18 protein-coding genes, 3 rRNA genes and 1 other RNA gene are annotated in these 21715 nt (G+C 36.7%); 20 read left to right on the top strand and 2 right to left on the bottom strand.

The genetic code is table 11. The annotated features are described in order from the left end of the window. The first annotated feature begins 6 nt into the window (after positions 1-6). Positions 7-1107 carry a dipeptide epimerase gene (locus tag ACNMOQ_RS13710; protein WP_416350003.1) on the top strand — a complete coding sequence of 367 codons (1101 nt, stop codon included), beginning with the start codon at positions 7-9 and terminating at the stop codon, positions 1105-1107. Continuing rightward, entirely contained in the window at positions 1104-2012 is a 909-nt protein-coding gene (locus ACNMOQ_RS13705) for a C40 family peptidase (RefSeq protein WP_416350002.1), read from the top strand. Before ACNMOQ_RS13710 ends, ACNMOQ_RS13705 begins: the two co-directional genes overlap by 4 nt. Here ACNMOQ_RS13705 and ACNMOQ_RS13700 read toward each other — a convergent pair. Beyond that, positions 2001-2747 carry a serine hydrolase gene (locus ACNMOQ_RS13700; protein ID WP_416350001.1) on the bottom strand — a complete coding sequence of 249 codons (747 nt, stop codon included), beginning with the start codon at positions 2745-2747 and terminating at the stop codon, positions 2001-2003. The two genes, ACNMOQ_RS13705 and ACNMOQ_RS13700, sit on opposite strands and share 12 nt — an antisense overlap. A 120-nt stretch (positions 2748-2867) precedes the next feature. On the opposite strand from ACNMOQ_RS13700, the gene treP reads away from it, so the two are divergent. The 12 genes from treP to rrf all read left to right on the top strand — a co-directional run bounded on the left by treP (position 2868) and on the right by rrf (position 16654). Further along, a complete protein-coding gene (treP, locus tag ACNMOQ_RS13695) occupies positions 2868-4304 on the top strand; it encodes a PTS system trehalose-specific EIIBC component (protein WP_064204260.1) in 1437 nt (478 codons plus the stop codon). Between the two features lie 27 nt (positions 4305-4331). Then, the gene (gene treC / locus ACNMOQ_RS13690) at positions 4332-5975 is read left to right on the top strand and encodes an alpha,alpha-phosphotrehalase (RefSeq protein ID WP_416350000.1); all 1644 of its coding nucleotides are present in this window, start codon (positions 4332-4334) and stop codon (positions 5973-5975) included. Between the two features lie 32 nt (positions 5976-6007). Continuing rightward, the gene (gene treR / locus ACNMOQ_RS13685; RefSeq protein ID WP_017000879.1) at positions 6008-6745 is read left to right on the top strand and encodes a trehalose operon repressor; all 738 of its coding nucleotides are present in this window, start codon (positions 6008-6010) and stop codon (positions 6743-6745) included. Positions 6746-6790: 45 nt separating this feature from the next. Further along, positions 6791-7059: signal recognition particle sRNA large type (gene ffs / locus ACNMOQ_RS13680), an RNA gene on the top strand. 92 nt (positions 7060-7151) lie between these two features. Further along, the gene (locus ACNMOQ_RS13675) at positions 7152-7685 is read left to right on the top strand and encodes a GNAT family N-acetyltransferase (protein WP_064204258.1); all 534 of its coding nucleotides are present in this window, start codon (positions 7152-7154) and stop codon (positions 7683-7685) included. Positions 7686-7756: 71 nt separating this feature from the next. Further along, a complete protein-coding gene (dnaX, locus tag ACNMOQ_RS13670; RefSeq protein ID WP_064204257.1) occupies positions 7757-9448 on the top strand; it encodes a DNA polymerase III subunit gamma/tau in 1692 nt (563 codons plus the stop codon). Positions 9449-9539: 91 nt separating this feature from the next. Then, on the top strand, positions 9540-9860 hold the full coding sequence (locus tag ACNMOQ_RS13665; RefSeq protein ID WP_017000882.1) for a YbaB/EbfC family nucleoid-associated protein: 321 nt from the start codon (positions 9540-9542) through the stop codon (positions 9858-9860). A gap of 2 nt (positions 9861-9862) precedes the next feature. Further along, entirely contained in the window at positions 9863-10459 is a 597-nt protein-coding gene (recR, locus tag ACNMOQ_RS13660; RefSeq protein ID WP_026023728.1) for a recombination mediator RecR, read from the top strand. 78 nt (positions 10460-10537) lie between these two features. Continuing rightward, on the top strand, positions 10538-11386 hold the full coding sequence (locus ACNMOQ_RS13655; protein WP_017000884.1) for a patatin-like phospholipase family protein: 849 nt from the start codon (positions 10538-10540) through the stop codon (positions 11384-11386). Positions 11387-11688: 302 nt separating this feature from the next. Continuing rightward, positions 11689-13244, top strand: a 16S ribosomal RNA gene (locus tag ACNMOQ_RS13650). Between the two features lie 279 nt (positions 13245-13523). Then, a 23S ribosomal RNA gene (locus tag ACNMOQ_RS13645) occupies positions 13524-16451 on the top strand. 88 nt (positions 16452-16539) lie between these two features. Beyond that, positions 16540-16654, top strand: a 5S ribosomal RNA gene (rrf, locus tag ACNMOQ_RS13640). Together the 16S, 23S and 5S rRNA genes form the textbook arrangement of a ribosomal RNA operon. 79 nt (positions 16655-16733) lie before the next feature. On the opposite strand, the gene ACNMOQ_RS13635 is transcribed toward rrf, so the two are convergent. Further along, positions 16734-17099 carry a GNAT family N-acetyltransferase gene (locus tag ACNMOQ_RS13635; RefSeq protein ID WP_135022237.1) on the bottom strand — a complete coding sequence of 122 codons (366 nt, stop codon included), beginning with the start codon at positions 17097-17099 and terminating at the stop codon, positions 16734-16736. A gap of 112 nt (positions 17100-17211) precedes the next feature. Between ACNMOQ_RS13635 and ACNMOQ_RS13630 the strand changes: the two genes are divergently transcribed. Genes ACNMOQ_RS13630 through yabA form a run of 6 tightly spaced genes read left to right on the top strand, consistent with a single transcriptional unit; the run spans position 17212 to position 21678 of the window. Then, positions 17212-18555, top strand: coding sequence for an aminotransferase class I/II-fold pyridoxal phosphate-dependent enzyme (locus tag ACNMOQ_RS13630; RefSeq protein ID WP_082894601.1), 1344 nt, complete (start codon positions 17212-17214; stop codon positions 18553-18555). Then, entirely contained in the window at positions 18556-19176 is a 621-nt protein-coding gene (tmk, locus tag ACNMOQ_RS13625) for a dTMP kinase (RefSeq protein ID WP_064205214.1), read from the top strand. Positions 19177-19209: 33 nt separating this feature from the next. Next, on the top strand, positions 19210-19539 hold the full coding sequence (locus ACNMOQ_RS13620) for a cyclic-di-AMP receptor (protein ID WP_016999928.1): 330 nt from the start codon (positions 19210-19212) through the stop codon (positions 19537-19539). Positions 19540-19590: 51 nt separating this feature from the next. Further along, positions 19591-20517, top strand: coding sequence for a hypothetical protein (locus ACNMOQ_RS13615; protein ID WP_016999927.1), 927 nt, complete (start codon positions 19591-19593; stop codon positions 20515-20517). A gap of 4 nt (positions 20518-20521) precedes the next feature. Next, complete coding sequence (locus ACNMOQ_RS13610) at positions 20522-21328, top strand: PSP1 domain-containing protein (protein ID WP_016999926.1); 807 nt, start codon at positions 20522-20524, stop codon at positions 21326-21328. 14 nt (positions 21329-21342) lie between these two features. Beyond that, positions 21343-21678 carry a DNA replication initiation control protein YabA gene (gene yabA, locus ACNMOQ_RS13605; protein ID WP_016999925.1) on the top strand — a complete coding sequence of 112 codons (336 nt, stop codon included), beginning with the start codon at positions 21343-21345 and terminating at the stop codon, positions 21676-21678. Positions 21679-21715 lie beyond the last annotated feature (37 nt).

Below are 21715 nucleotides of genomic sequence, written 5' to 3'. Positions count from 1 at the left end.
ATGGGTATGTTTATTACAGATATTAAATACTATAGATATAAAACGCCTTTGAAAAAGCCTTTTAAGACAGCTCTTAGAACTGTTGATGTTATAGAAAGTATTTATGTATTTATTGAAACGAATCAGAAAGAGATGGTTGGTGTTGGTGAAGCAGTGCCAACGTATGTTATTACGGGAGATACAAAAGGTGGAATAGAAGCAGCTATAGAAGAGGTTTTTAAACCATTGCTGATCAATAGGCCATTATCTATTGGTTTATTGGATGAAATGGACGAAGCCTTAGTAGGAAACTCTAGTGCAAAGGCAGCAATAGATATCGCTCTATATGATTTGCTTGCACAAGAAGCGAAGTCTCCTCTGTATGAATACTTAAATAATGACCCGGGAAATAAATCATTAGAAACTTGTTATACAGTAAGTTTAAATGAAGCAGATGAAATGGTTAAAGATGCTTTTAGATACATACAAGAAGGATATAATCACTTAAAAATAAAAGTCGGAAAAGATAGTGTTGAAACAGACTTAAATAGATTAAAAGCTTTAAGAGCTGCCTTACCTAAAGATACAACGCTTAGTGTAGATGCTAATCAGGCTTGGAATGAAAAGGGAGCAGAACAAGCTTTAAAACATTTTGATGAAGCGTCATTAAATATTGAAAGTATAGAACAGCCGGTTAATAGAAATGAATTTTCAGTATTAGGTAAATTAACAAAAGAATATCAAATTCCACTAATGGTAGATGAAAGCTTATTTAGTGTCCATGATGCTAAACGATTAGTTGAGGTTGGAGCGATTAATCTCTGGAATATTAAACTTATGAAAACAGGTGGCATTCATCAAGCGCGTAAAATACATGAAATAGCTAACGAATATGATATTACTTGTATGGTCGGTTGTATGATGGAAACGCATGTTTCAGTAACTGCAGCGTTACACTTTAGTTTAGCTGCCAATAAAGTAACACGAGTGGATTTCGATGCGCCTCTTATGGTTTCTAATCGTGAAGTAGTAGGTGGTATAGCTTATAATGGTTCGAAAGTGACGGCGCCAAAAGGTTATGGTTTAGGAATTGATAGAAAATCTTTACTTAAGAAGGTGAGTGTATGATCAAGTATTGCAGAGTAAACGTTGGCACAATTTGGAGAGATACAGATAAAGCACGAGATATAGATCGTGATGGTATTATGTACCCAGCTGATATCCAACGATGGTTGTTGGAACTTAATTTAGAAGAAAAACTATCATTTACTGAAGACAGTCGAATAGACACACAAGTACTGTATGGTGAAGCGGTAGAAGTATTGGAAGAACAAGACGGATGGAGTTATGTTATCTGTTTAGAACAACCATCCAAACAACATGATAAAGGTTATCTAGGATTTATACCTTCTAGTCAACTGGGCGATATGAATATCAAGGCATCCAATCAGCGCATGCGCGTCAAAGTGCCAAAAACTACATTGTTCAATACAGATTTCACAACTAAACAAATTTTATCATTTAATACAGTATTGCCTGTCTTAAAATTAGATCAACAATTTATCGAAGTAGAGACACCAGAAGGTATCGGACTTATTGATGGCAAAGATATTGAACTGAGTGATGAATTTGGCGCATTTAAACAAGGTTCAATGCAAGGCGTTATAGATAATGCTAAATTATTTATTGATTTACCTTATTTATGGGGAGGTATGTCTAGTTATGGTTATGACTGCTCTGGATTATGTTTCCACATGTATAAAAGCCAGAATTTCAATATACCTCGAGATGCAGATGAACAATATGAAGCTATGACGGATATTCCTTTAGATGAACATTCTTTAAAGTCAGGAGACTTACTATTTTTCAGTAAGCCTGAAGATAAAGGTTTTCTTTCCCATGTAGGTATTTACATGGGTGAAGATATGATGATTCATGCACCGCATACACCTAGAAGTATTGAAATTGTTAAACTAACAGGTAGTTATTATCAAAAAATCTTAGTAAAAGCAGCTAGGCTATCAACATTTTAATATAGATTGAATCATATAAGACCCGAAATCGTGAGAGAATTTTATCGCTTTTTCGGGATTTTCTGTGTTAGAAAGAAAACTATAATAATAATACTTTTCTTTAAATTGTATAATGCCTACATCGTTTGCTACATGGTCGTATTCTCCAGTTTTTGAATAATAAATCAATTGATCTTCATAAAATGATTTAAAGATAGAAACTTTATCATTTAAGTGTTGATGACGCATAATTTCTAACATATCATCTCCATTTGCATGTTGAGTGATATATCGAAGCATGTTAATCATATCTTCAGAAGTTGTATAATTTTGTTTACCTTGGTCTATCGCCTCAGCATCCATCATTAATCGGTTTAATTCAGTGTTTTTACAATTCAAAGTTTGTTGTATAAACAAATTGATATGTTGTTGGCCGAAGTAATTAATTAATATATTTGTTGCTGTATTATCAGATACGACAATCATTAATTGAACAAGGTCGTTAACGCTTAAGTACGGGATATCCAATGTTTGTAATACTCCGCTCCCACTCACTTTATGTTCTATTTTTAAATTTTCTTGTCTTTCTTCTTTATTTAACTTCGAAAAAATATAAATCATAATCGGAATTTTGATTAAACTTGCTGATTCGAATATTTTATTTTCGTTGTGATTTGTTAAAAATGTCTCATTCTCGGAAGCAAATTCTAATGAAACGTTATCGTGTTCCATATATTCATGTGTTAAAAATGACATAATTTATACCTCCTTTATTCAATCATACTACAGAATAAAAGTAATATTAATTGAAAGCCTTTACATACTTGTATATACAAGTTATAATTCAAGTAATAAAAAACAGGGGGAGTGAGTTCAATGTCTGTAAATAGAGAAGAAGTGAAACAGATTATTGATGCTATAGGTGGTAAAGACAACGTAGATGCAGCCACACATTGTGTTACCCGCTTAAGATTAGTGTTAAATGATGAAAGTAAAGTTAATAAAGAAGCTTTAGACAACATCGATTTAGTGAAAGGGTCTTTTGCAGCAAATAATCAATTTCAAATCGTTATTGGTCAAGGCACAGTTGACGAAGCTTATAAAATTTTCCAAGAAGAAACGGGAATTGGAGAAAGCTCTAAAGATGAAGTGAAGAAAGTTTCGGAACAAAAAATGAATCCTTTGCAAAGATTAATTAAATTGCTCGGTGATGTATTTATTCCTATTTTACCTGCAATCGTTACTGCAGGTTTATTGATGGGGTTAAATAATGTGTTAACAGCTGAAGATTTATTTGGTCCTAAATCTTTAGTAGACCAGTATTCATGGTTAGCTGATTTTGCAAACATGATTAACGTTATTGCGAGTACAGCATTTATCTTCTTACCTGCCCTTATTGGTTGGTCAGCTATGAGAGTGTTTGGAGGTAGTCCAATATTAGGATTAGTATTAGGACTTGTACTTGTTCATCCTCAGTTAGCTTCTCAATATGATCTTGGTGGCGGTAAATCAGATGAAATTCCAGTATGGCATATGTTTGGTTTAGAAATTAAACAATTGAACTATCAAGGTCAAGTGTTGCCGGTATTAATAGCAACATGGGTATTATCTGTAATTGAAAAATTCTTAGCTAAACGCGTGCATGATTCAATCAAAATGTTAGTCGTTGGTCCGGTCGCTTTATTAATAACTGGATTCTTATCATTTATTATTATAGGACCTTTAGCATTAGAACTTGGTACACTTATTACGAATGGTATTAAAGGAATATTTGATAGCGCAGGTTGGTTAGGTGGCGCAGTGTATGGTCTGTTCTATGCTCCGCTTGTTATTACAGGTTTACATCATATGTTCTTAGCAGTAGACTTCCAACTGATGGGAAGTAGTATAGGCGGTACTTATTTATGGCCAATCTTAGCTATATCTAATATCTGTCAAGGTTCAGCGGCATTTGGTGCTTGGTTGATTTATAGAAAGCGTAAAATGGTAAAAGAACAAGGTTTAGCAATGACTTCAGGAATATCATCTTTCTTAGGTGTTACTGAACCAGCTATGTTTGGTGTCAATTTACCATTGAAATATCCGTTTGTAGCCTCTATCGTTTCATCTTGTTTACTAGGTGCGTTTATTGGCGCAAACGGCGTATTAGGAAAAGTTGGTGTTGGTGGTGTGCCGGCAATTATTTCTATAACACGTGAATATTGGGGTGTATATATTATCGCTACATTTATAGCTATGGTGTTACCAGCTATTTTAACAGTGGTATTCTCAAGATTTGCTAAAGAACAAGCGAAAGAAATGGTGCAAGAATAATATTATTAAATAAAGGAGTTCATAAACATGGCGGTTTCAGATTGGAAAAAATCAGTAGTATACCAAATATATCCGAAATCATTTAACGACACGACTGGTAATGGTCAAGGGGATATAAACGGGGTTATCGAAAAATTGCCTTATTTACAAAAGTTAGGTGTAGATTATGTATGGTTAACACCTATTTATGAATCGCCAATGAATGATAACGGATATGATATTAGTGATTATTATGCAATCAATCCTGATTTTGGTACGAAAGAAGATGTTGAAAAGTTACTTACTGAAGCACATAAACTTGGCATTAAAGTAATGCTGGATATTGTGATTAATCATACGTCTACGTCACATCATTGGTTTGTTGAATCTAGAAAGTCTAAAGATAATCCGTATAGAGATTATTATATTTGGAAAGAAGGTACTAAAGATGAGCCGCCAACAAACTGGGAATCTAAATTTGGTGGTAACGCTTGGGAGTACGATGAACAAACTGAAAGTTATTATTTAAGATTATTCGACGTCTCTCAAGCTGATTTAAATTGGGAAAATGACCAATTGAAAGAAGAAATCTATGAAATGATAAATTATTGGATTGATTTCGGCGTAGATGGTTTTAGATTTGATGTTATTAACTTAATTTCTAAAGGTGCTTTTGAAGATTCAGAGGAAATCGGTAAAGAATTTTATACGGACGGGCCAAAAGTTCATGAATATTTACATGAATTGAACCGAAAAACTTTTGGAAATAAAGATATTATGACTGTAGGAGAAATGTCTTCTACTACAATAGAGAACTGTATAAAATACACCAACCCTGAAAGACAAGAATTAAATAGTGTATTTAATTTCCATCATTTAAAAGTAGATTATAAAAATGGTGAGAAATGGTCTGATATGAAATTTGATTTTATAGAATTAAAACGTATTCTGATGGATTGGCAAGTTAATATTGCTAAAGGTAATGGATGGAACGCTATTTTCTGGTGTAATCATGATCAACCGAGAGTTGTGACAAGGTTTGGTAATGATGAAACAGAAGCTAACAGAGTTAAATCAGCTAAAATGCTTGCTATATCACTTCATATGTTGCAAGGAACACCTTATATCTATCAAGGTGAAGAGATAGGTATGACTGATCCTAAGTTTACATCAATCGATCAATATCGAGATATTGAAACATTAAACGCATATCGTAGTCTAAGGAATCAAGGCTTGGATGAAGATACGATTATGAAAGTTATTGGACAAAAATCTCGTGATAATTCACGTACACCTGTTCAATGGACAGATGAGGAAAATGCCGGTTTTACAACAGGCACGCCTTGGATAGGCATACCGGATAACTATAGAGAAATTAATGTGGAAGCGGCGATTAAAGATAAGAATTCAATCTTCTACACTTATCAGCAGTTAATTGATATTCGTCATAAACATGATATTATAACGTATGGAGATGTAGAACCACTATATATGGATCATCCAGACTTGTTTATTTACAAAAGAAAGTTAGATAATGAAGAGTGGTTGATTGTAGCTAACTATACAAATGATAAGGTTGAAATACCTGAGGATATTGATATGGAAGGCGAATTGATAGTGGCTAATAATGATTTAAATGGCAATATGCTAGAGCCTTTTGATGCATTTGTTGCTAATTTAAAAAGCATTTAACTATGAAGTTTTGAAGGTATAGAGGTGAAACAATGAATAAGTATATGAAAATCTATCAGTCAATTTGTAAAAAAATTATAAATGGTGAATATGCACACTTACAACAATTACCTTCAGAAAATGAATTAACAAAGATATATTCAACTTCGAGAGAAACAGTAAGAAAAGCATTAAATCTTCTACAAGAAAAAGGTTATATACAAAAGTTACGTGGAAAAGGTTCAGTTGTTATATATGAAGGAATTATTCAATTTCCAATATCTGAAATGATCAGTTTCCAAGAAATTAATAATAGACTAGGTCTTGACTATGAAACGGTAGTTGAAGTATTTGAAGTTATCAATGCTGAAGACGAGCCAATTGTTCAACACGCTTTAGAATTGAATAATCACGATAAGCTATGGCACGTCATTCGAACAAGACAAAAAAATAATAAAGTTCATATCATGGATGAGGATTACTTTGTTTGCAAAGTGATACCCAAACTTTCAAAAGAAGTAGCGTCTCATTCGATTTATCAATATATTGAAAATGAAATGAATGTAGAAATAAGCTATTCAAATAAATCTATTACTTTTGAAAAAATGACAGAGAAAGAAGAACGATATTTTGGGCATTTAGATCCTTTATATACAGCTACAGTTAGAGGTATTGTTCATTTGAGTAATGCTGAAAGATTTCAATATAATATCTCTAGACATATTGCGACAGAATTCAAATTTGTCGATTTTTCTAGAAGGGTTTTGAATAAACCTGTAATAGATCAATAGTTTTTTCTTGCCAAATATAATGGTTTTGTTGTACTATATAAAGTGCCGTGCTAAGTGGGGAGGTAGCGGTTCCCTGTACTTGAAATCCGCTTTAGCAAGACTGAATTCCTTTGCCGCGGACATATTATTGTGAGGTCTGCCCTCAGCACGTGGTGTCTGAAGACGTCGGTCCTATGCAATACAAACCCATGAATCATGTCAGGTCCGGAAGGAAGCAGCATTAAGTGGATCATTGTATGTGCCGTAGGGTTGCCGAAGTTTAGCTAACGACTGAGGTAACGCTTGTGATGTTTGTTCCAAGCAAAGGTGCACGGTATATTTTTTATTCAACTAAACATATTATATATAAATCAAAAAAGGGTGACCTCGGTCACCCTTTTTCTTATATCAGGAGGATATAGTATATATGACGCAATTATATATCGGAACGATTATAGAATCTGAATATGAATTAGCGAAAGAAGTAGTGAAAAAAGCTTTTTTAAATACTGATTATGTAAATGCGAAAGAACATGAATTAATAGGTAGAATTAGAAAATCTCCACATTATAATGCCGAGTTAGAAGTAGTTGCCAAGACAGAAGGCGGAAAAATACTAGGGCATGCGATGATGACAGAAGTAACAGTCGATTCAGAAGAAGATAGTAATACAGTTCTAACTTTAGCGCCAGTATCAGTTTTACCAGAAGTCCAAAATAAAGGGATTGGTAAAGCTTTAATTGAAGCTTTAGAGTATCGAGCTTATGAAAATGGTTATATTGGTGTTGTCGTCATGGGAGATGAAACATATTATCGCGAACTAGGTTATAGAAATGCAGCGGAATTTGACATTTATCCTTCATTTGAAATTAAGAACGAAGATTTTATGTTCAAATATTTATGGGACCATCCTAACAAAGAAGTACGAGGTATAGTTCATTTTCCAGAAGAATTTCGATGATTTATATTAAGAAGAAATATTGATTCGTGATATAATAGTTGTTATGAAGAATTAAACTTGGAGGTGCCATTTTGAATTATCAAGCTTTGTATCGGATGTACCGACCACAATCATTTTCAGATGTTGTTGGTCAAAAGCATGTAACGAAAACATTAAGAAATGCTATCCAAAAAGGAAAGCAATCGCATGCTTATTTATTTAATGGCCCACGTGGAACAGGAAAGACAAGTATTGCTAAAATATTTGCTAAAGCAATTAACTGCACAGTAAATACAAATGGTGAACCTTGCAATGAGTGTGCAATTTGTAAAGGTATCACACAAGGGACTAACTCAGATGTTATTGAGATAGACGCAGCGAGTAATAATGGCGTAGATGAAATTCGTAACATTAGAGATAAAGTTAAGTATGCACCTAGCGAATCTAAGTTCAAAGTGTATATTATTGATGAAGTTCATATGTTAACTACTGGAGCTTTTAATGCGCTTTTAAAAACACTTGAAGAACCACCTAGTCATGCTATTTTTATATTAGCAACAACAGAACCTCACAAAATTCCACCAACTATTATTTCAAGATGTCAAAGGTTTGATTTTAAAGCAATCAATTCTGGAGAAATTGAAGATAGACTTGCATTCGTAGCTGATCAACAAGAGATTACTTATGAACAGGAAGCATTAGCATTTATTGCTCAAGTGTCTGAAGGTGGCATGAGAGATGCTTTAAGTATTATGGATCAAGCGATTGCCTTTGGAGACGGTCATTTATCACATGAACACGCGTTGAATGTTACGGGCAGTGTGGACAAAGCAGCTTTAAATGCTCTGTTTCAAGATATCGTTGCTAAAGATATCAAGCAAGCATTTATGAGATATCATGAGTTTATATCTAGTGGTAAAGAAGTTAATAGACTTGTTAATGATATGATTTACTTTATTAGAGATGCTATTGTAGCAAAGACTACTGACCGAGAAGATGAAGAACATGCTTTAAACCAAATCGATTTAAATACAATGTACAAAATGATTGATTGTATAAATGATACACTTGTTTCTATGCGTTTTGCGATTAATCAACAAGTTCATATTGAAATATTGATTGTGAAATTAACAGAACTGGTTACACGTAATCGTCAACAAGAAACACAACAAGAGCAACCTAACCAAAATATTTCTAGCGATGTAGAGAATAAAATTAAACAATTAGAAGCTCAAATCACGCAACTCTCTCAAAACGGTGTACAACCAAAAGCGAAACCTGTTGAAAACAAACAAGGTGTTGCAAGGAAACAATCGAAACATGTATTCTCAATACGTCAAATTGAACGTGTATTAGATCATGCAAATAGAGATGATTTGAATTTATTAAAAGAAAAATGGCAAGCAGTTATTGAATCAGTTAAGCAGAAAGATCAACGAGCGTTAGTCAGCTTGTTATTAAATTCAGAACCAGTAGCTGCAAGTGAAGATCACGTGCTTGTTAAATTTGATGAAGACATTCATTGCGAAATCGTAAATAAGAACGATGAGAAAAGAGAACATATCGAATCTATAGTCTGTGAAATAGTGAATAAGACAGTTAAAGTAGTGGGTGTTCCTAATTCTCAATGGCTACAAGTAAGGCAACAATATATTCAATCAAAGAAAGCAAATCCAACCGAAACTAAAAATGAACCAGAACAAGAGAACAAAGAAGAAGCGGATATTGTTAAGAAAGCTCAAGAATTATTCGGCGAAGATACTGTTCATGTAACAGATGAGTAATACATGACATAGACTTCAAAGGTATGTATAATAAATATGACAAAAATTAATTTTCTATAATAATTATAATAGATATTAGGAGGACAAAATTATGCGCGGTGGCGGAAATATGCAACAAATGATGAAACAAATGCAAAAAATGCAAAAGAAAATGGCTGAAGAACAAGAAAAATTAAAAGAAGAAAAAATTGAAGGAACAGCTGGTGGCGGAATGGTTACAGTTGTTGTTTCAGGACACAAAGAAATCTTAGATGTTGTTATTAAAGAGGATGTAGTAGATCCTGAAGATATCGAAATGTTACAAGACTTAGTTTTAGCTGCAACAAATGATGCTTTGACTAAAGCTGATGAAGTAACTGCTGATCGTTTAGGTAAACATACAAAAGGTCTTAACATCCCTGGAATGATGTAATGATGTTTTATCCAGAACCTATATCGAAATTGATTGATAGTTTCATGAAATTGCCAGGTATTGGTCCAAAGACTGCACAGCGATTAGCGTTTCATGTATTAGATATGAAAGAAGATGACGTTGTTCCGTTTGCAAAAGCACTTGTTGATGTAAAACGAGAATTAACATATTGTGAAACATGTGGTCATATAACAGATGTTTCGCCTTGCCAAATATGCCAAGACAAACAAAGAGATCACTCAGTTATATGTGTTGTTCAAGATTCTAAAGATGTTATCGCGATGGAAAAAATGCGCGAGTATAATGGTATGTACCATGTACTTCACGGTGCGATATCTCCAATGGAAGGAATTGGACCAGAGGACATTAATATACCATCATTGCTAGAGCGTCTGAAAAGTGATGAAGTAAAGGAAATCATTTTAGCGACAAACCCTAATATAGAAGGCGAGTCCACTGCAATGTATATTTCTAGGCTTGTTAAACCAATAGGCATAAAGACAACGAGATTAGCTCACGGTTTACCGGTCGGCGGTGATTTAGAATATGCAGATGAAGTGACACTTTCTAAAGCTATTACTGGCAGAACTGAAATTTAAAGAATTATTTTGCAACCTGTTTACAAATATGTAGCAGGTTGCTTTTGTTCAATTATATGATTAGAAAAGAGTGTAAATATGATAAAAGACACAGGTTTAATCTTAGAAGGCGGCGGCATGAGAAGTATGTATACAGCTGGTGTCTTAGACTTTTTTATAAAAGAAGATATATATTTTGAATATAACATCGGCGTTTCTGCTGGTGCTTCTATGGCTGCTAGTTATATTTCTAGACAGTTTAGGCGTAATCATCGTGTGACAGCTAAATACATTAAAGATAAAAGATATCTTTCTTTATCTAACTATATAAAGAGGAAAGAATTATTTGGGATGGATTTTGTCTATCACTATATTCCAACTTATTTAGAACCGTTTGATTTTGAAAAGTTTGATCAAGCTGAAGAGAAGTTCGTAGTTGTTACAACAGATTGCGAAACGGGTGAAGCAGTTTACTTTGATAAAAATGATACAAAGGGTAGTTTATTAACTGCATTAGAAGCAACAAGTTCTCTACCATTGATGGCTAACCCTGTTCAATATAAAGGACACACGCTTTTAGATGGTGGTATTGTTGATCCTATTCCTATTAAGAAATCTATTGAAGAAGGATATACTAAAAACGTTCTTATATTAACAAGACCAAAAGGATATAGAAAAACACCTAGTAGGTTTTCTAAAGTATTTAGAATGAAGGCTTATCCTAAAGTTAATCATTTAATGGAATTAAGATATAAACATTACAACAAAACATTAGATTGGATTGAAGAGGAAGAAGATAAAGGAAATATCTTTGTAATAAGACCAACTAACACACTAGCAGTAGATAGAGTAGAGAAAGATCCAAGGAAATTAGATGCTTTATATAGAGAAGGATACGCAGATGCAGAAAAAATCTATAAAGATTTAAAAGAATATGTAGAGAAATAATCATATTAGGGTACATTAAGTGTTTTGGTGTAATTTTGATGCTTGAGAAAGGGTTGTATAGCCTGTATAGTTATATCTTGTGAGCGAGAGATATTGAAAACATCAAAACACTTCAAAAATTAATTTTAAAAAGTTGTTGACTTCACCAAATGAAGCGTGTATAATTATTTCTTGTGATGCAAAATGAACATTGAAAACTGAATGACAATATGTCAACGTTAATTCCAATAATTTGAGTACTGAAAGTACTTCAAAGAGTGATTGGCTTAACCAATCAACAAGAGCTAATCAAGCTTACTTCTTTTATGGAGAGTTTGATCCTGGCTCAGGATGAACGCTGGCGGCGTGCCTAATACATGCAAGTCGAGCGAACAGATGAGAAGCTTGCTTCTCTGATGTTAGCGGCGGACGGGTGAGTAACACGTGGGTAACCTACCTATAAGACTGGGATAACTCCGGGAAACCGGGGCTAATACCGGATAATATATTGAACCGCATGGTTCAATGTTGAAAGACGGTTTCGGCTGTCACTTATAGATGGACCCGCGCCGTATTAGCTAGTTGGTAAGGTAACGGCTTACCAAGGCAACGATACGTAGCCGACCTGAGAGGGTGATCGGCCACACTGGAACTGAGACACGGTCCAGACTCCTACGGGAGGCAGCAGTAGGGAATCTTCCGCAATGGGCGAAAGCCTGACGGAGCAACGCCGCGTGAGTGATGAAGGTCTTAGGATCGTAAAACTCTGTTGTTAGGGAAGAACAAATTTGTTAGTAACTGAACAAGTCTTGACGGTACCTAACCAGAAAGCCACGGCTAACTACGTGCCAGCAGCCGCGGTAATACGTAGGTGGCAAGCGTTATCCGGAATTATTGGGCGTAAAGCGCGCGTAGGCGGTTTCTTAAGTCTGATGTGAAAGCCCACGGCTCAACCGTGGAGGGTCATTGGAAACTGGGGAACTTGAGTGCAGAAGAGGAGAGTGGAATTCCATGTGTAGCGGTGAAATGCGCAGAGATATGGAGGAACACCAGTGGCGAAGGCGGCTCTCTGGTCTGTAACTGACGCTGATGTGCGAAAGCGTGGGGATCAAACAGGATTAGATACCCTGGTAGTCCACGCCGTAAACGATGAGTGCTAAGTGTTAGGGGGTTTCCGCCCCTTAGTGCTGCAGCTAACGCATTAAGCACTCCGCCTGGGGAGTACGACCGCAAGGTTGAAACTCAAAGGAATTGACGGGGACCCGCACAAGCGGTGGAGCATGTGGTTTAATTCGAAGCAACGCGAAGAACCTTACCAAATCTTGACATCCTTTGATCGCTCTAGAGATAGAGTTTTCCCCTTCGGGGGACAAAGTGACAGGTGGTGCATGGTTGTCGTCAGCTCGTGTCGTGAGATGTTGGGTTAAGTCCCGCAACGAGCGCAACCCTTAAGCTTAGTTGCCATCATTAAGTTGGGCACTCTAGGTTGACTGCCGGTGACAAACCGGAGGAAGGTGGGGATGACGTCAAATCATCATGCCCCTTATGATTTGGGCTACACACGTGCTACAATGGATAATACAAAGGGCAGCGAACCCGCGAGGTCAAGCAAATCCCATAAAATTATTCTCAGTTCGGATTGTAGTCTGCAACTCGACTACATGAAGCTGGAATCGCTAGTAATCGTAGATCAGCATGCTACGGTGAATACGTTCCCGGGTCTTGTACACACCGCCCGTCACACCACGAGAGTTTGTAACACCCGAAGCCGGTGGAGTAACCTTTTATTAGGAGCTAGCCGTCGAAGGTGGGACAGATGATTGGGGTGAAGTCGTAACAAGGTAGCCGTATCGGAAGGTGCGGCTGGATCACCTCCTTTCTAAGGATATTACGGAATGACCATAAGGTCATGGAATAACGGAGACATATTGTATTCAGTTTTGAATGTTTATTTCACATTCAACATTGCACATTGAAAACTAGATAAGTAAGCAAATAGATTTTACCAAGCAAAAAACCGAGTGAATTTTTAACGAAATTCAACAAGCTTAATAATCGCGCGTCGTCTTTTTAGACGACATCACAGATTAATAACTGGTAAAGGTTAGTTAAACATGGTTGTATCTTCGATACACAGTGCTTAACTAAGGATTTACATGATTAAGTTATTAAGGGCGCACGGTGGATGCCTTGGCACTAGAAGCCGAAGAAGGACGTTACTAACGACGATATGCTTTGGGGAGCTGTAAGTACGCTTTGATCCAGAGATTTCCGAATGGGGAAACCCAGCATGAGTTATGTCATGTTATCCACATATGAATACATAGTATGTGAGAAGGCACACCCGGAGAACTGAAACATCTTAGTACCCGGAGGAAGAGAAAGAAAACTCGATTCCCTGAGTAGCGGCGAGCGAAACGGGAATAGCCCAAACCAATAGGCTTGCCTATTGGGGTTGTAGGACACTCAATACGGAGTTACAAAGGAAATAATTAGACGAATGGTTTTGGAAAAGCCAACCATAGAAGGTAAAGGTCCTGTAGTCGAAAGTTATTTCTCTCCTGAGTGGATCCTGAGTACGGCGGAACACGTGTAATTCCGTCGGAATCTGGGAGGACCATCTCCCAAGGCTAAATACTCTCTAGTGACCGATAGTGAACCAGTACCGTGAGGGAAAGGTGAAAAGCACCCCGGAAGGGGAGTGAAATAGAACCTGAAACCGTGTGCTTACAAATAGTCAGAGCCCGTTAATGGGTGATGGCGTGCCTTTTGTAGAATGAACCGGCGAGTTACGATTTGATGCAAGGTTAAGCAGTAAATGTGGAGCCGTAGCGAAAGCGAGTCTGAATAGGGCGAATGAGTATCTGGTCGTAGACCCGAAACCAAGTGATCTACCCATGTCCAGGTTGAAGTTCAGGTAACACTGAATGGAGGACCGAACCGACTTACGTTGAAAAGTGAGCGGATGAGGTGTGGGTAGCGGAGAAATTCCAATCGAACTTGGAGATAGCTGGTTCTCTCCGAAATAGCTTTAGGGCTAGCCTCAAGTGATGATTATTGGAGGTAGAGCACTGTTTGGACGAGGGGCCCCTCTAGGGTTACCGAATTCAGACAAACTCCGAATGCCAAATAATTTAACTTGGGAGTCAGACTATGGGTGATAAGGTCCATAGTCGAAAGGGAAACAGCCCAGACCACCAGCTAAGGTCCCAAAATATATGTTAAGTGGAAAAGGATGTGGCGTTGCCCAGACAACTAGGATGTTGGCTTAGAAGCAGCCATCATTTAAAGAGTGCGTAATAGCTCACTAGTCGAGTGACACTGCGCCGAAAATGTACCGGGGCTAAACATATTACCGAAGCTGTGGATTATCCGTAAGGATAATGGTAGGAGAGCGTTCTAAACGTGTTGAAGCATGATCGCAAGGACATGTGGAATGTTTAGAAGTGAGAATGCCGGTGTGAGTAGCGAAAGATGGGTGAGAATCCCATCCACCGATTGACTAAGGTTTCCAGAGGAAGGCTCGTCCGCTCTGGGTTAGTCGGGACCTAAGCCGAGGCCGATAGGCGTAGGCGATGGATAACAGGTAGATATTCCTGTACCACCTATGATTGTTTGAACGATGGGGGGGACGCAGTAGGATAGGCGAAGCGTGCTGTTGGAGTGCACGTCCAAGCAACAAGACTGAGTGTTAGGCAAATCCGGCACTCGTAAGGTTGAGTTGTGATGGGGAGTTGGATCATGAATCCGACGAGTCGTTGATTTCACACTGCCAAGAAAAGCCTCTAGTTAGAAAATAGGTGCCCGTACCGCAAACCGACACAGGTAGTCAAGATGAGAATTCTAAGGTGAGCGAGCGAACTCTCGTTAAGGAACTCGGCAAAATGACCCCGTAACTTCGGGAGAAGGGGTGCTTTTTAAGGTGCAAGCCTTGAAGAGCCGCAGTGAATAGGCCCAAGCGACTGTTTATCAAAAACACAGGTCTCTGCTAAACCGTAAGGTGATGTATAGGGGCTGACGCCTGCCCGGTGCTGGAAGGTTAAGAGGAGTGGTTAGCTTCTGCGAAGCTACGAATCGAAGCCCCAGTAAACGGCGGCCGTAACTATAACGGTCCTAAGGTAGCGAAATTCCTTGTCGGGTAAGTTCCGACCCGCACGAAAGGCGTAACGATTTGGGCACTGTCTCAACGAGAGACTCGGTGAAATCATAGTACCTGTGAAGATGCAGGTTACCCGCGACAGGACGGAAAGACCCCGTGGAGCTTTACTGTAGCCTGATATTGAAATTCGGCACAGCTTGTACAGGATAGGTAGGAGCCTTAGAAGCGTGAGCGCTAGCTTACGTGGAGGCGCTGGTGGGATACTACCCTGGCTGTGTTGACTTTCTAACCCGCACCATTTGATCATGGTGGGAGACAGTGTCAGGCGGGCAGTTTGACTGGGGCGGTCGCCTCCTAAAGAGTAACGGAGGCGCTCAAAGGTTCCCTCAGAATGGTTGGAAATCATTCGCAGAGTGTAAAGGCACAAGGGAGCTTGACTGCGAGACTTACAAGTCGAGCAGGGTCGAAAGACGGACTTAGTGATCCGGTGGTTCCGCATGGAAGGGCCATCGCTCAACGGATAAAAGCTACCCCGGGGATAACAGGCTTATCTCCCCCAAGAGTTCACATCGACGGGGAGGTTTGGCACCTCGATGTCGGCTCATCGCATCCTGGGGCTGTAGTCGGTCCCAAGGGTTGGGCTGTTCGCCCATTAAAGCGGTACGCGAGCTGGGTTCAGAACGTCGTGAGACAGTTCGGTCCCTATCCGTCGTGGGCGTAGGAAATTTGAGAGGAGCTGTCCTTAGTACGAGAGGACCGGGATGGACATACCTCTGGTGTACCAGTTGTCGTGCCAACGGCATAGCTGGGTAGCTATGTATGGACGGGATAAGTGCTGAAAGCATCTAAGCATGAAGCCCCCCTCAAGATGAGATTTCCCAACTTCGGTTATAAGATCCCTCAAAGATGATGAGGTTAATAGGTTCGGGGTGTAAGCGCAGTAATGTGTGTAGCTGACGAATACTAATCGATCGAAGACTTAATCAAATTTTTAAAATCGGTTTTTAAGCCGTAAAATCTGCTTACTATCTAGTTTTGAATGTGCAATACATTCTTAATAAGTTTTTACTATTTGTCTGGTGACGATAGCAAAGAGGTCACACCTGTTCCCATGCCGAACACAGAAGTTAAGCTCTTTAGCGCCGATGGTAGTTGGGCTTACGCTCCGCGAGAGTAGGACGTTGCCGGGCAAATATTTATAAAATGGATGCGATGAGCCGCACTCGAGACCTGTTAGGTCTCTTTTTTTTGCTTAAATTTAATATAGGTTCAGGGTAATCTAAACCCCGAACCTATATTACGAAATGATAATTTTTTATAAAATTGATTATTCTGAGATAGAAGCTCTATGCGAACTGTTGGGAAAGTTTCTTGCAAATGCTTTATCATGCTTTCTCCGTATCCTTGTGATCTATATTCTTTGGCTACAATAATCTCAGTAATATACAATGTTAAAAATTCATCTGTTAAAAATCGAGTATATCCGACAAGTTCTTGATTATCTTCAATAACGATAATTTTAGAAGTCATGAGTAATTTTGATAATAGCTCTTTAGTAAATGTATGCCAGCCTTCTGCTTGTGTGATTTTATATAATGCGTCTACATCTAAATCGATAGCGTTTCTAATTTGCATGTTCCTCACTCCTCTTTAATTGTAGTATAACGCAATAGATTTAACTTTAAAATGACGCTCATTGTAATCATTGCTATAATGAGTTAAGAAAGTTATATAAGAGGTAATTAAAATGAGTTTATATGATAAAATACAATCTATTCAAGATGAAAATTCAATATCATTACATGTGCCAGGTCATCACAATAATACGATTGGTTATTTAAAAGAAATGAATTTAGGTATGGATATGACTGAAATAACTGGTTTAGATGATTTACACCAACCTGAGGAGGTTATACGAGAAAGCTTGATGAAAATGGATAGATATCCAAATCATGATGCGCGATATCTTGTTAATGGGACAACGGTTGGGATTTTATCAGTCATATATGCCGTTAAACATTTAGATGGTGATATATTAATACCTAGAAACGCGCATAAATCTATATATAATGCATTAAGTTTAACAAACCAAAAAGCTATATGGATGCCTATGACAGTTTCGGAGGAGACAGGTCAGTATGATGGAGTAAAAAGCTTAGATACTTTAGACTTATCTAATGTAAAATTAGCGATTTTTACGTACCCCAACTATTATGGAGAAGTATTTGACGTTCAATCACATATACAATTGTTAAAAGCTTATGGTGTTCCTACATTAGTAGATGAGGCACATGGTGCACATTTTGGTATAAGTTCATACTTTCCTCAGTCTTCTATCATGTATGAAGCAGATATTGTTGTGCAGTCTTATCATAAAACGTTACCAGCTCTAACAATGGGTTCTGTTATGTATATAAGAAAAGAGCTTCCTATACAACAACGTATTGAGGAATATTTGACGATGTTACAAACTTCTAGCCCTTCTTATTTAATAATGACAAGTTTAGAGAAAGCAGAACTGTTTTATAAACATTATAATGATAAGCTATTTAAACGTTTACGAATGATACTTATTCAGACTTTAAAAGAAGTAGGTTTAGAGGTGGGAAGTCTAGCGGACCCTCTTAAATTATTAGTATCACATGAAAAAATGACAGGTGAGCAAGTAAAACAAATATTTGAACAATCAAACATTTATGTTGAATTGAATGATGAAAAATATATATTACTTGTTTTGCCGTTATGGCATGAAGGCGATAGTTTTCCGTTTGAAGTATTAATTAATAAGATTAAAAGTCTTAAATTGGATTATTATTATCAAGAAAAAGGCCGGGCTAAATTTGATTTACCTGTTACTTCTGGCATTTATGTGCCTATAGAAGTTAAAGATGCAATAACAATAGATTTGGTAGATGCAGTCAATAAAATCTCTGCAGTAGATGTTATACCTTACCCTCCAGGCATACCTGTAATATTAAAAGGTGAATACATAAAAGGCGACGTCCTTAATTCTCTTTTACATTGGATAGATAGTGGTGGTAGAGTAGAAGGTATAATTAACAAGCAAATAAAGATAAAGGATGAACACTAAATGGGTCAGTTTATTACATTTGAAGGGCCAGAAGGTTCTGGAAAGACAACTGTTATACATAAAGTTTATGAAAAATTAAATAAAGAATATAATGTTATTATAACTAGAGAACCAGGTGGTATAAAAATCAGTGAAGCAATTCGCAAATTACTGTTAGACAGTGATGATGATATGGACGAACGTACAGAAGCACTTTTATTCGCAGCAGCAAGAAGGCAACATTTAGTCGAAAAAATCATTCCACAACTTGAGGATGGTGGCATTGTACTATGTGATCGTTTCGTAGATAGTTCATTAAGTTACCAGGGTTACGCTCGTGAAATTGGGGTAAAGGAAGTACAAGCAATTAATGAATTTGCTATTGAAAATCTTTATCCAGATTTAACGCTTTATTTTGATGTACCTGCAGAAATTGGTTTAAACAGAATTAAAGATAATCAAAGAAATGCAAATCGTTTGGATAAAGAAAAAATAGAGTTTCATCATAAGGTTACAGATGGGTATAAAAAGTTGATATCTGAGTACCCAGATAGAATTAAAGTTATTGATGCTACACAATCATTGGAAAAGGTTATAGAAGACGCTTATTTCGCTATTGTAAATCATCTAAATCAAGTTTAAAATATGATATAATATATAAAGAGGTGTTTAGTTATGAAAATGGTTATAGCGATTGTCCAAGATCAAGATAGTCAAAATTTATCAGAAGCGCTTATAGAGAAAGATTTTAGAGCTACAAAGCTTGCTACAACAGGTGGATTTTTAAGAGCTGGTAATACAACATTCCTATGCGGTGTAAAAGATGAGCGAGTAGACGAATTATTACGACTCATAGATGGAACTTGTGGTAATCGTGAACAACTTGTTTCACCTATCACACCAATGGGAGGCAGTGCGGATTCTTATATACCGTACCCAGTTGAAGTAGAAGTTGGTGGCGCAACAGTATTTGTTATGCCAATCGAACAATTTCATCAATTTTAGAACTGATTAGCTGCCATTAGTGCAGCTTTTTTATTGCAAGGAGCGTAGAAAATGCAATTAAAAGAAGAGCTTGATCAATTATTGAGTGCTGAACAGTTATCTCACGCTTATTTATTTGAGGGAGATAATATGTTTGAAATGAAGACGACAGCTATGTATTTTGCTGAACAAATTCTTTGTAACAATGAGGGAAATTGTATTACAAAAGTACAAACAATGAATCACCCTGATTTTATGTATATACAAACTGAAGAAACAACTATAAAGAAACAACAAATAGAAGAATTGCTTAGAAAAATGAATCAAAAACCAATAGAAAGTAAATATAAAGTTTACATTATTGAAGCTTTTGATAAACTAACAGTACAAGGTGAAAATAGTATACTTAAATTTTTAGAGGAACCACCTCCAAATACAATCGCCTTGTTATTAACAACAAAGAAAGATCAAATTTTACCAACGATACATTCGAGATGTCAGCTTATCCATTTTAAACCGGCATCAAAGGAGACTTTTATAGAAGATTTACAAGCATCCGATATTTCCGCTGCAATTGCGCACACATTGAGTTTTGTAACATCGGATAAGGATGAGGCTATTTCTTTAACTGAAGAACAATTATTTACACAATTGAGAAAATCTGTTGCTAAGTTAGCAGATTTAATGGTTAAAGATCACCAGATGGCTTTAATATATTTAATTGATTGTATAAAAGTTGCGAATACACGACCTTTGCAACAATTATTTTTAAATAGTTTAAATGCTTATTTTCAAGATGTATTACATGCTAAAATAGAGTTGGATTCAATTAAAGCGTTTCCAGATTTGGATGCACAGATTGTAAACACTAGTACACAATTATCTTTAAGCGATATTTCGAATTATATACAGTGCATTACTGAAGCTAATCGTAAATTAGCGCAAAATGTTAATGCGACATTAGTTTTTGAACAGATGGTTATAAAAGGGAAGAGGTGATTAAATGTATGAAATCATAGGCGTACAGTTTCAAGAAGCTGGGAAGAAGGAATATTTCTCTCCAAACGGAGAAAGATTCAAAGAAAATGATTTAGTTGTTGTAGAATCTAAACGTGGAGTAGAGTTAGGACAAGTTAAATTAACTAATCGTCATGTAGGCAAAGATGATGTGGTTTTACCTTTGAAAGAAGTTATACGTCACGCTACAGATGAAGATGTCGAAAAATATCATTCAAATTTAGCAGAGGCTGATAAAGCATTGGCACTGTGTAAAGAGATGGTAGCGACACATGAATTGAACATGAGATTAGTAAATTGTGAATATACACTAGATAAGAGTAAGGTTATATTTAATTTTACAGCTGATGACAGAATTGATTTTAGAAACTTAGTAAAATCATTAGCATATGAATTAAAAACACGTATTGAGCTTAGACAAATAGGTGTGAGGGATGAAGCGAAGTTATTAGGTGGTATTGGTCCATGTGGTCGTTCGCTTTGTTGCTCGACATTCTTAGGAGATTTTGAGCCTGTATCTATAAAAATGGCTAAAGATCAAAATCTTTCGCTTAATCCAACAAAAATTTCCGGTGCATGTGGTCGTTTGATGTGCTGTTTAAAATATGAAAATGATTATTACGAAGATGTAAGAAACGAATTGCCAGACGTGGGTACTACTGTTGTAACACCTGAGGGAGATGGTAAAGTCGTAGGATTAAATATTCTAGATATCACGATGCAAGTTAAAGTGAAAGGTTTCGAACAACTTTTTGATTATAAACTTGATGAATTACTTGAAGTCCATTCATAAGGGAGGATTTTACTGTGAATAGGGACGAGTTGTTTGAAACAATTATGATGTTAGAAAATGAACTTAAACAAATTAATGCGCATATGGATAAACTGAAGAACCAAGCAGTCGAATTGGTTGAAGATAATGTTGCACTTCAGATGGAAAACGATAGTCTGAAACGGGTAGTTGAATCCAATGAAACAACGCATAATAAAAAACCAAATAAAAAGGTAAGACCTCTTCAAAGTAAAGATAATCTAGCTATGTTGTATCATGAAGGTTTTCATATATGTCGAGGAGAATTATTTGGTAAACATAGACAAGGTCAAGATTGCTTGTTTTGTCTAGAGGTACTTAATAGAGAATAGGGTAATCAGGCATCTTGCATGCCTGATTTTTTAAATG

The sequence above is a fragment of the Mammaliicoccus lentus genome, assembly GCF_947036595.1.
GTDB lineage: Bacteria > Bacillota > Bacilli > Staphylococcales > Staphylococcaceae > Mammaliicoccus > Mammaliicoccus lentus.
This window is presented reverse-complemented; position numbering and strand designations above follow the sequence as displayed.

Bases quoted from the DNA above. Each gene is read 5' to 3' on its own strand.
- ACNMOQ_RS13710 (WP_416350003.1), top strand. From the start codon at position 7: ATGTTTATTACAGATATTAAATACTATAGATATAAAACGCCTTTGAAA.
- ACNMOQ_RS13705 (WP_416350002.1), top strand. From the start codon at position 1,104: ATGATCAAGTATTGCAGAGTAAACGTTGGCACAATTTGGAGAGATACA.
- ACNMOQ_RS13700 (WP_416350001.1), bottom strand. From the start codon at position 2,747: ATGTCATTTTTAACACATGAATATATGGAACACGATAACGTTTCATTA.
- treP (WP_064204260.1), top strand. From the start codon at position 2,868: ATGTCTGTAAATAGAGAAGAAGTGAAACAGATTATTGATGCTATAGGT.
- treC (WP_416350000.1), top strand. From the start codon at position 4,332: ATGGCGGTTTCAGATTGGAAAAAATCAGTAGTATACCAAATATATCCG.
- treR (WP_017000879.1), top strand. From the start codon at position 6,008: ATGAATAAGTATATGAAAATCTATCAGTCAATTTGTAAAAAAATTATA.
- ACNMOQ_RS13675 (WP_064204258.1), top strand. From the start codon at position 7,152: ATGACGCAATTATATATCGGAACGATTATAGAATCTGAATATGAATTA.
- ACNMOQ_RS13665 (WP_017000882.1), top strand. From the start codon at position 9,540: ATGCGCGGTGGCGGAAATATGCAACAAATGATGAAACAAATGCAAAAA.
- recR (WP_026023728.1), top strand. From the start codon at position 9,863: ATGTTTTATCCAGAACCTATATCGAAATTGATTGATAGTTTCATGAAA.
- ACNMOQ_RS13655 (WP_017000884.1), top strand. From the start codon at position 10,538: ATGATAAAAGACACAGGTTTAATCTTAGAAGGCGGCGGCATGAGAAGT.
- ACNMOQ_RS13635 (WP_135022237.1), bottom strand. From the start codon at position 17,099: ATGCAAATTAGAAACGCTATCGATTTAGATGTAGACGCATTATATAAA.
- ACNMOQ_RS13630 (WP_082894601.1), top strand. From the start codon at position 17,212: ATGAGTTTATATGATAAAATACAATCTATTCAAGATGAAAATTCAATA.
- tmk (WP_064205214.1), top strand. From the start codon at position 18,556: ATGGGTCAGTTTATTACATTTGAAGGGCCAGAAGGTTCTGGAAAGACA.
- ACNMOQ_RS13620 (WP_016999928.1), top strand. From the start codon at position 19,210: ATGAAAATGGTTATAGCGATTGTCCAAGATCAAGATAGTCAAAATTTA.
- ACNMOQ_RS13615 (WP_016999927.1), top strand. From the start codon at position 19,591: ATGCAATTAAAAGAAGAGCTTGATCAATTATTGAGTGCTGAACAGTTA.
- ACNMOQ_RS13610 (WP_016999926.1), top strand. From the start codon at position 20,522: ATGTATGAAATCATAGGCGTACAGTTTCAAGAAGCTGGGAAGAAGGAA.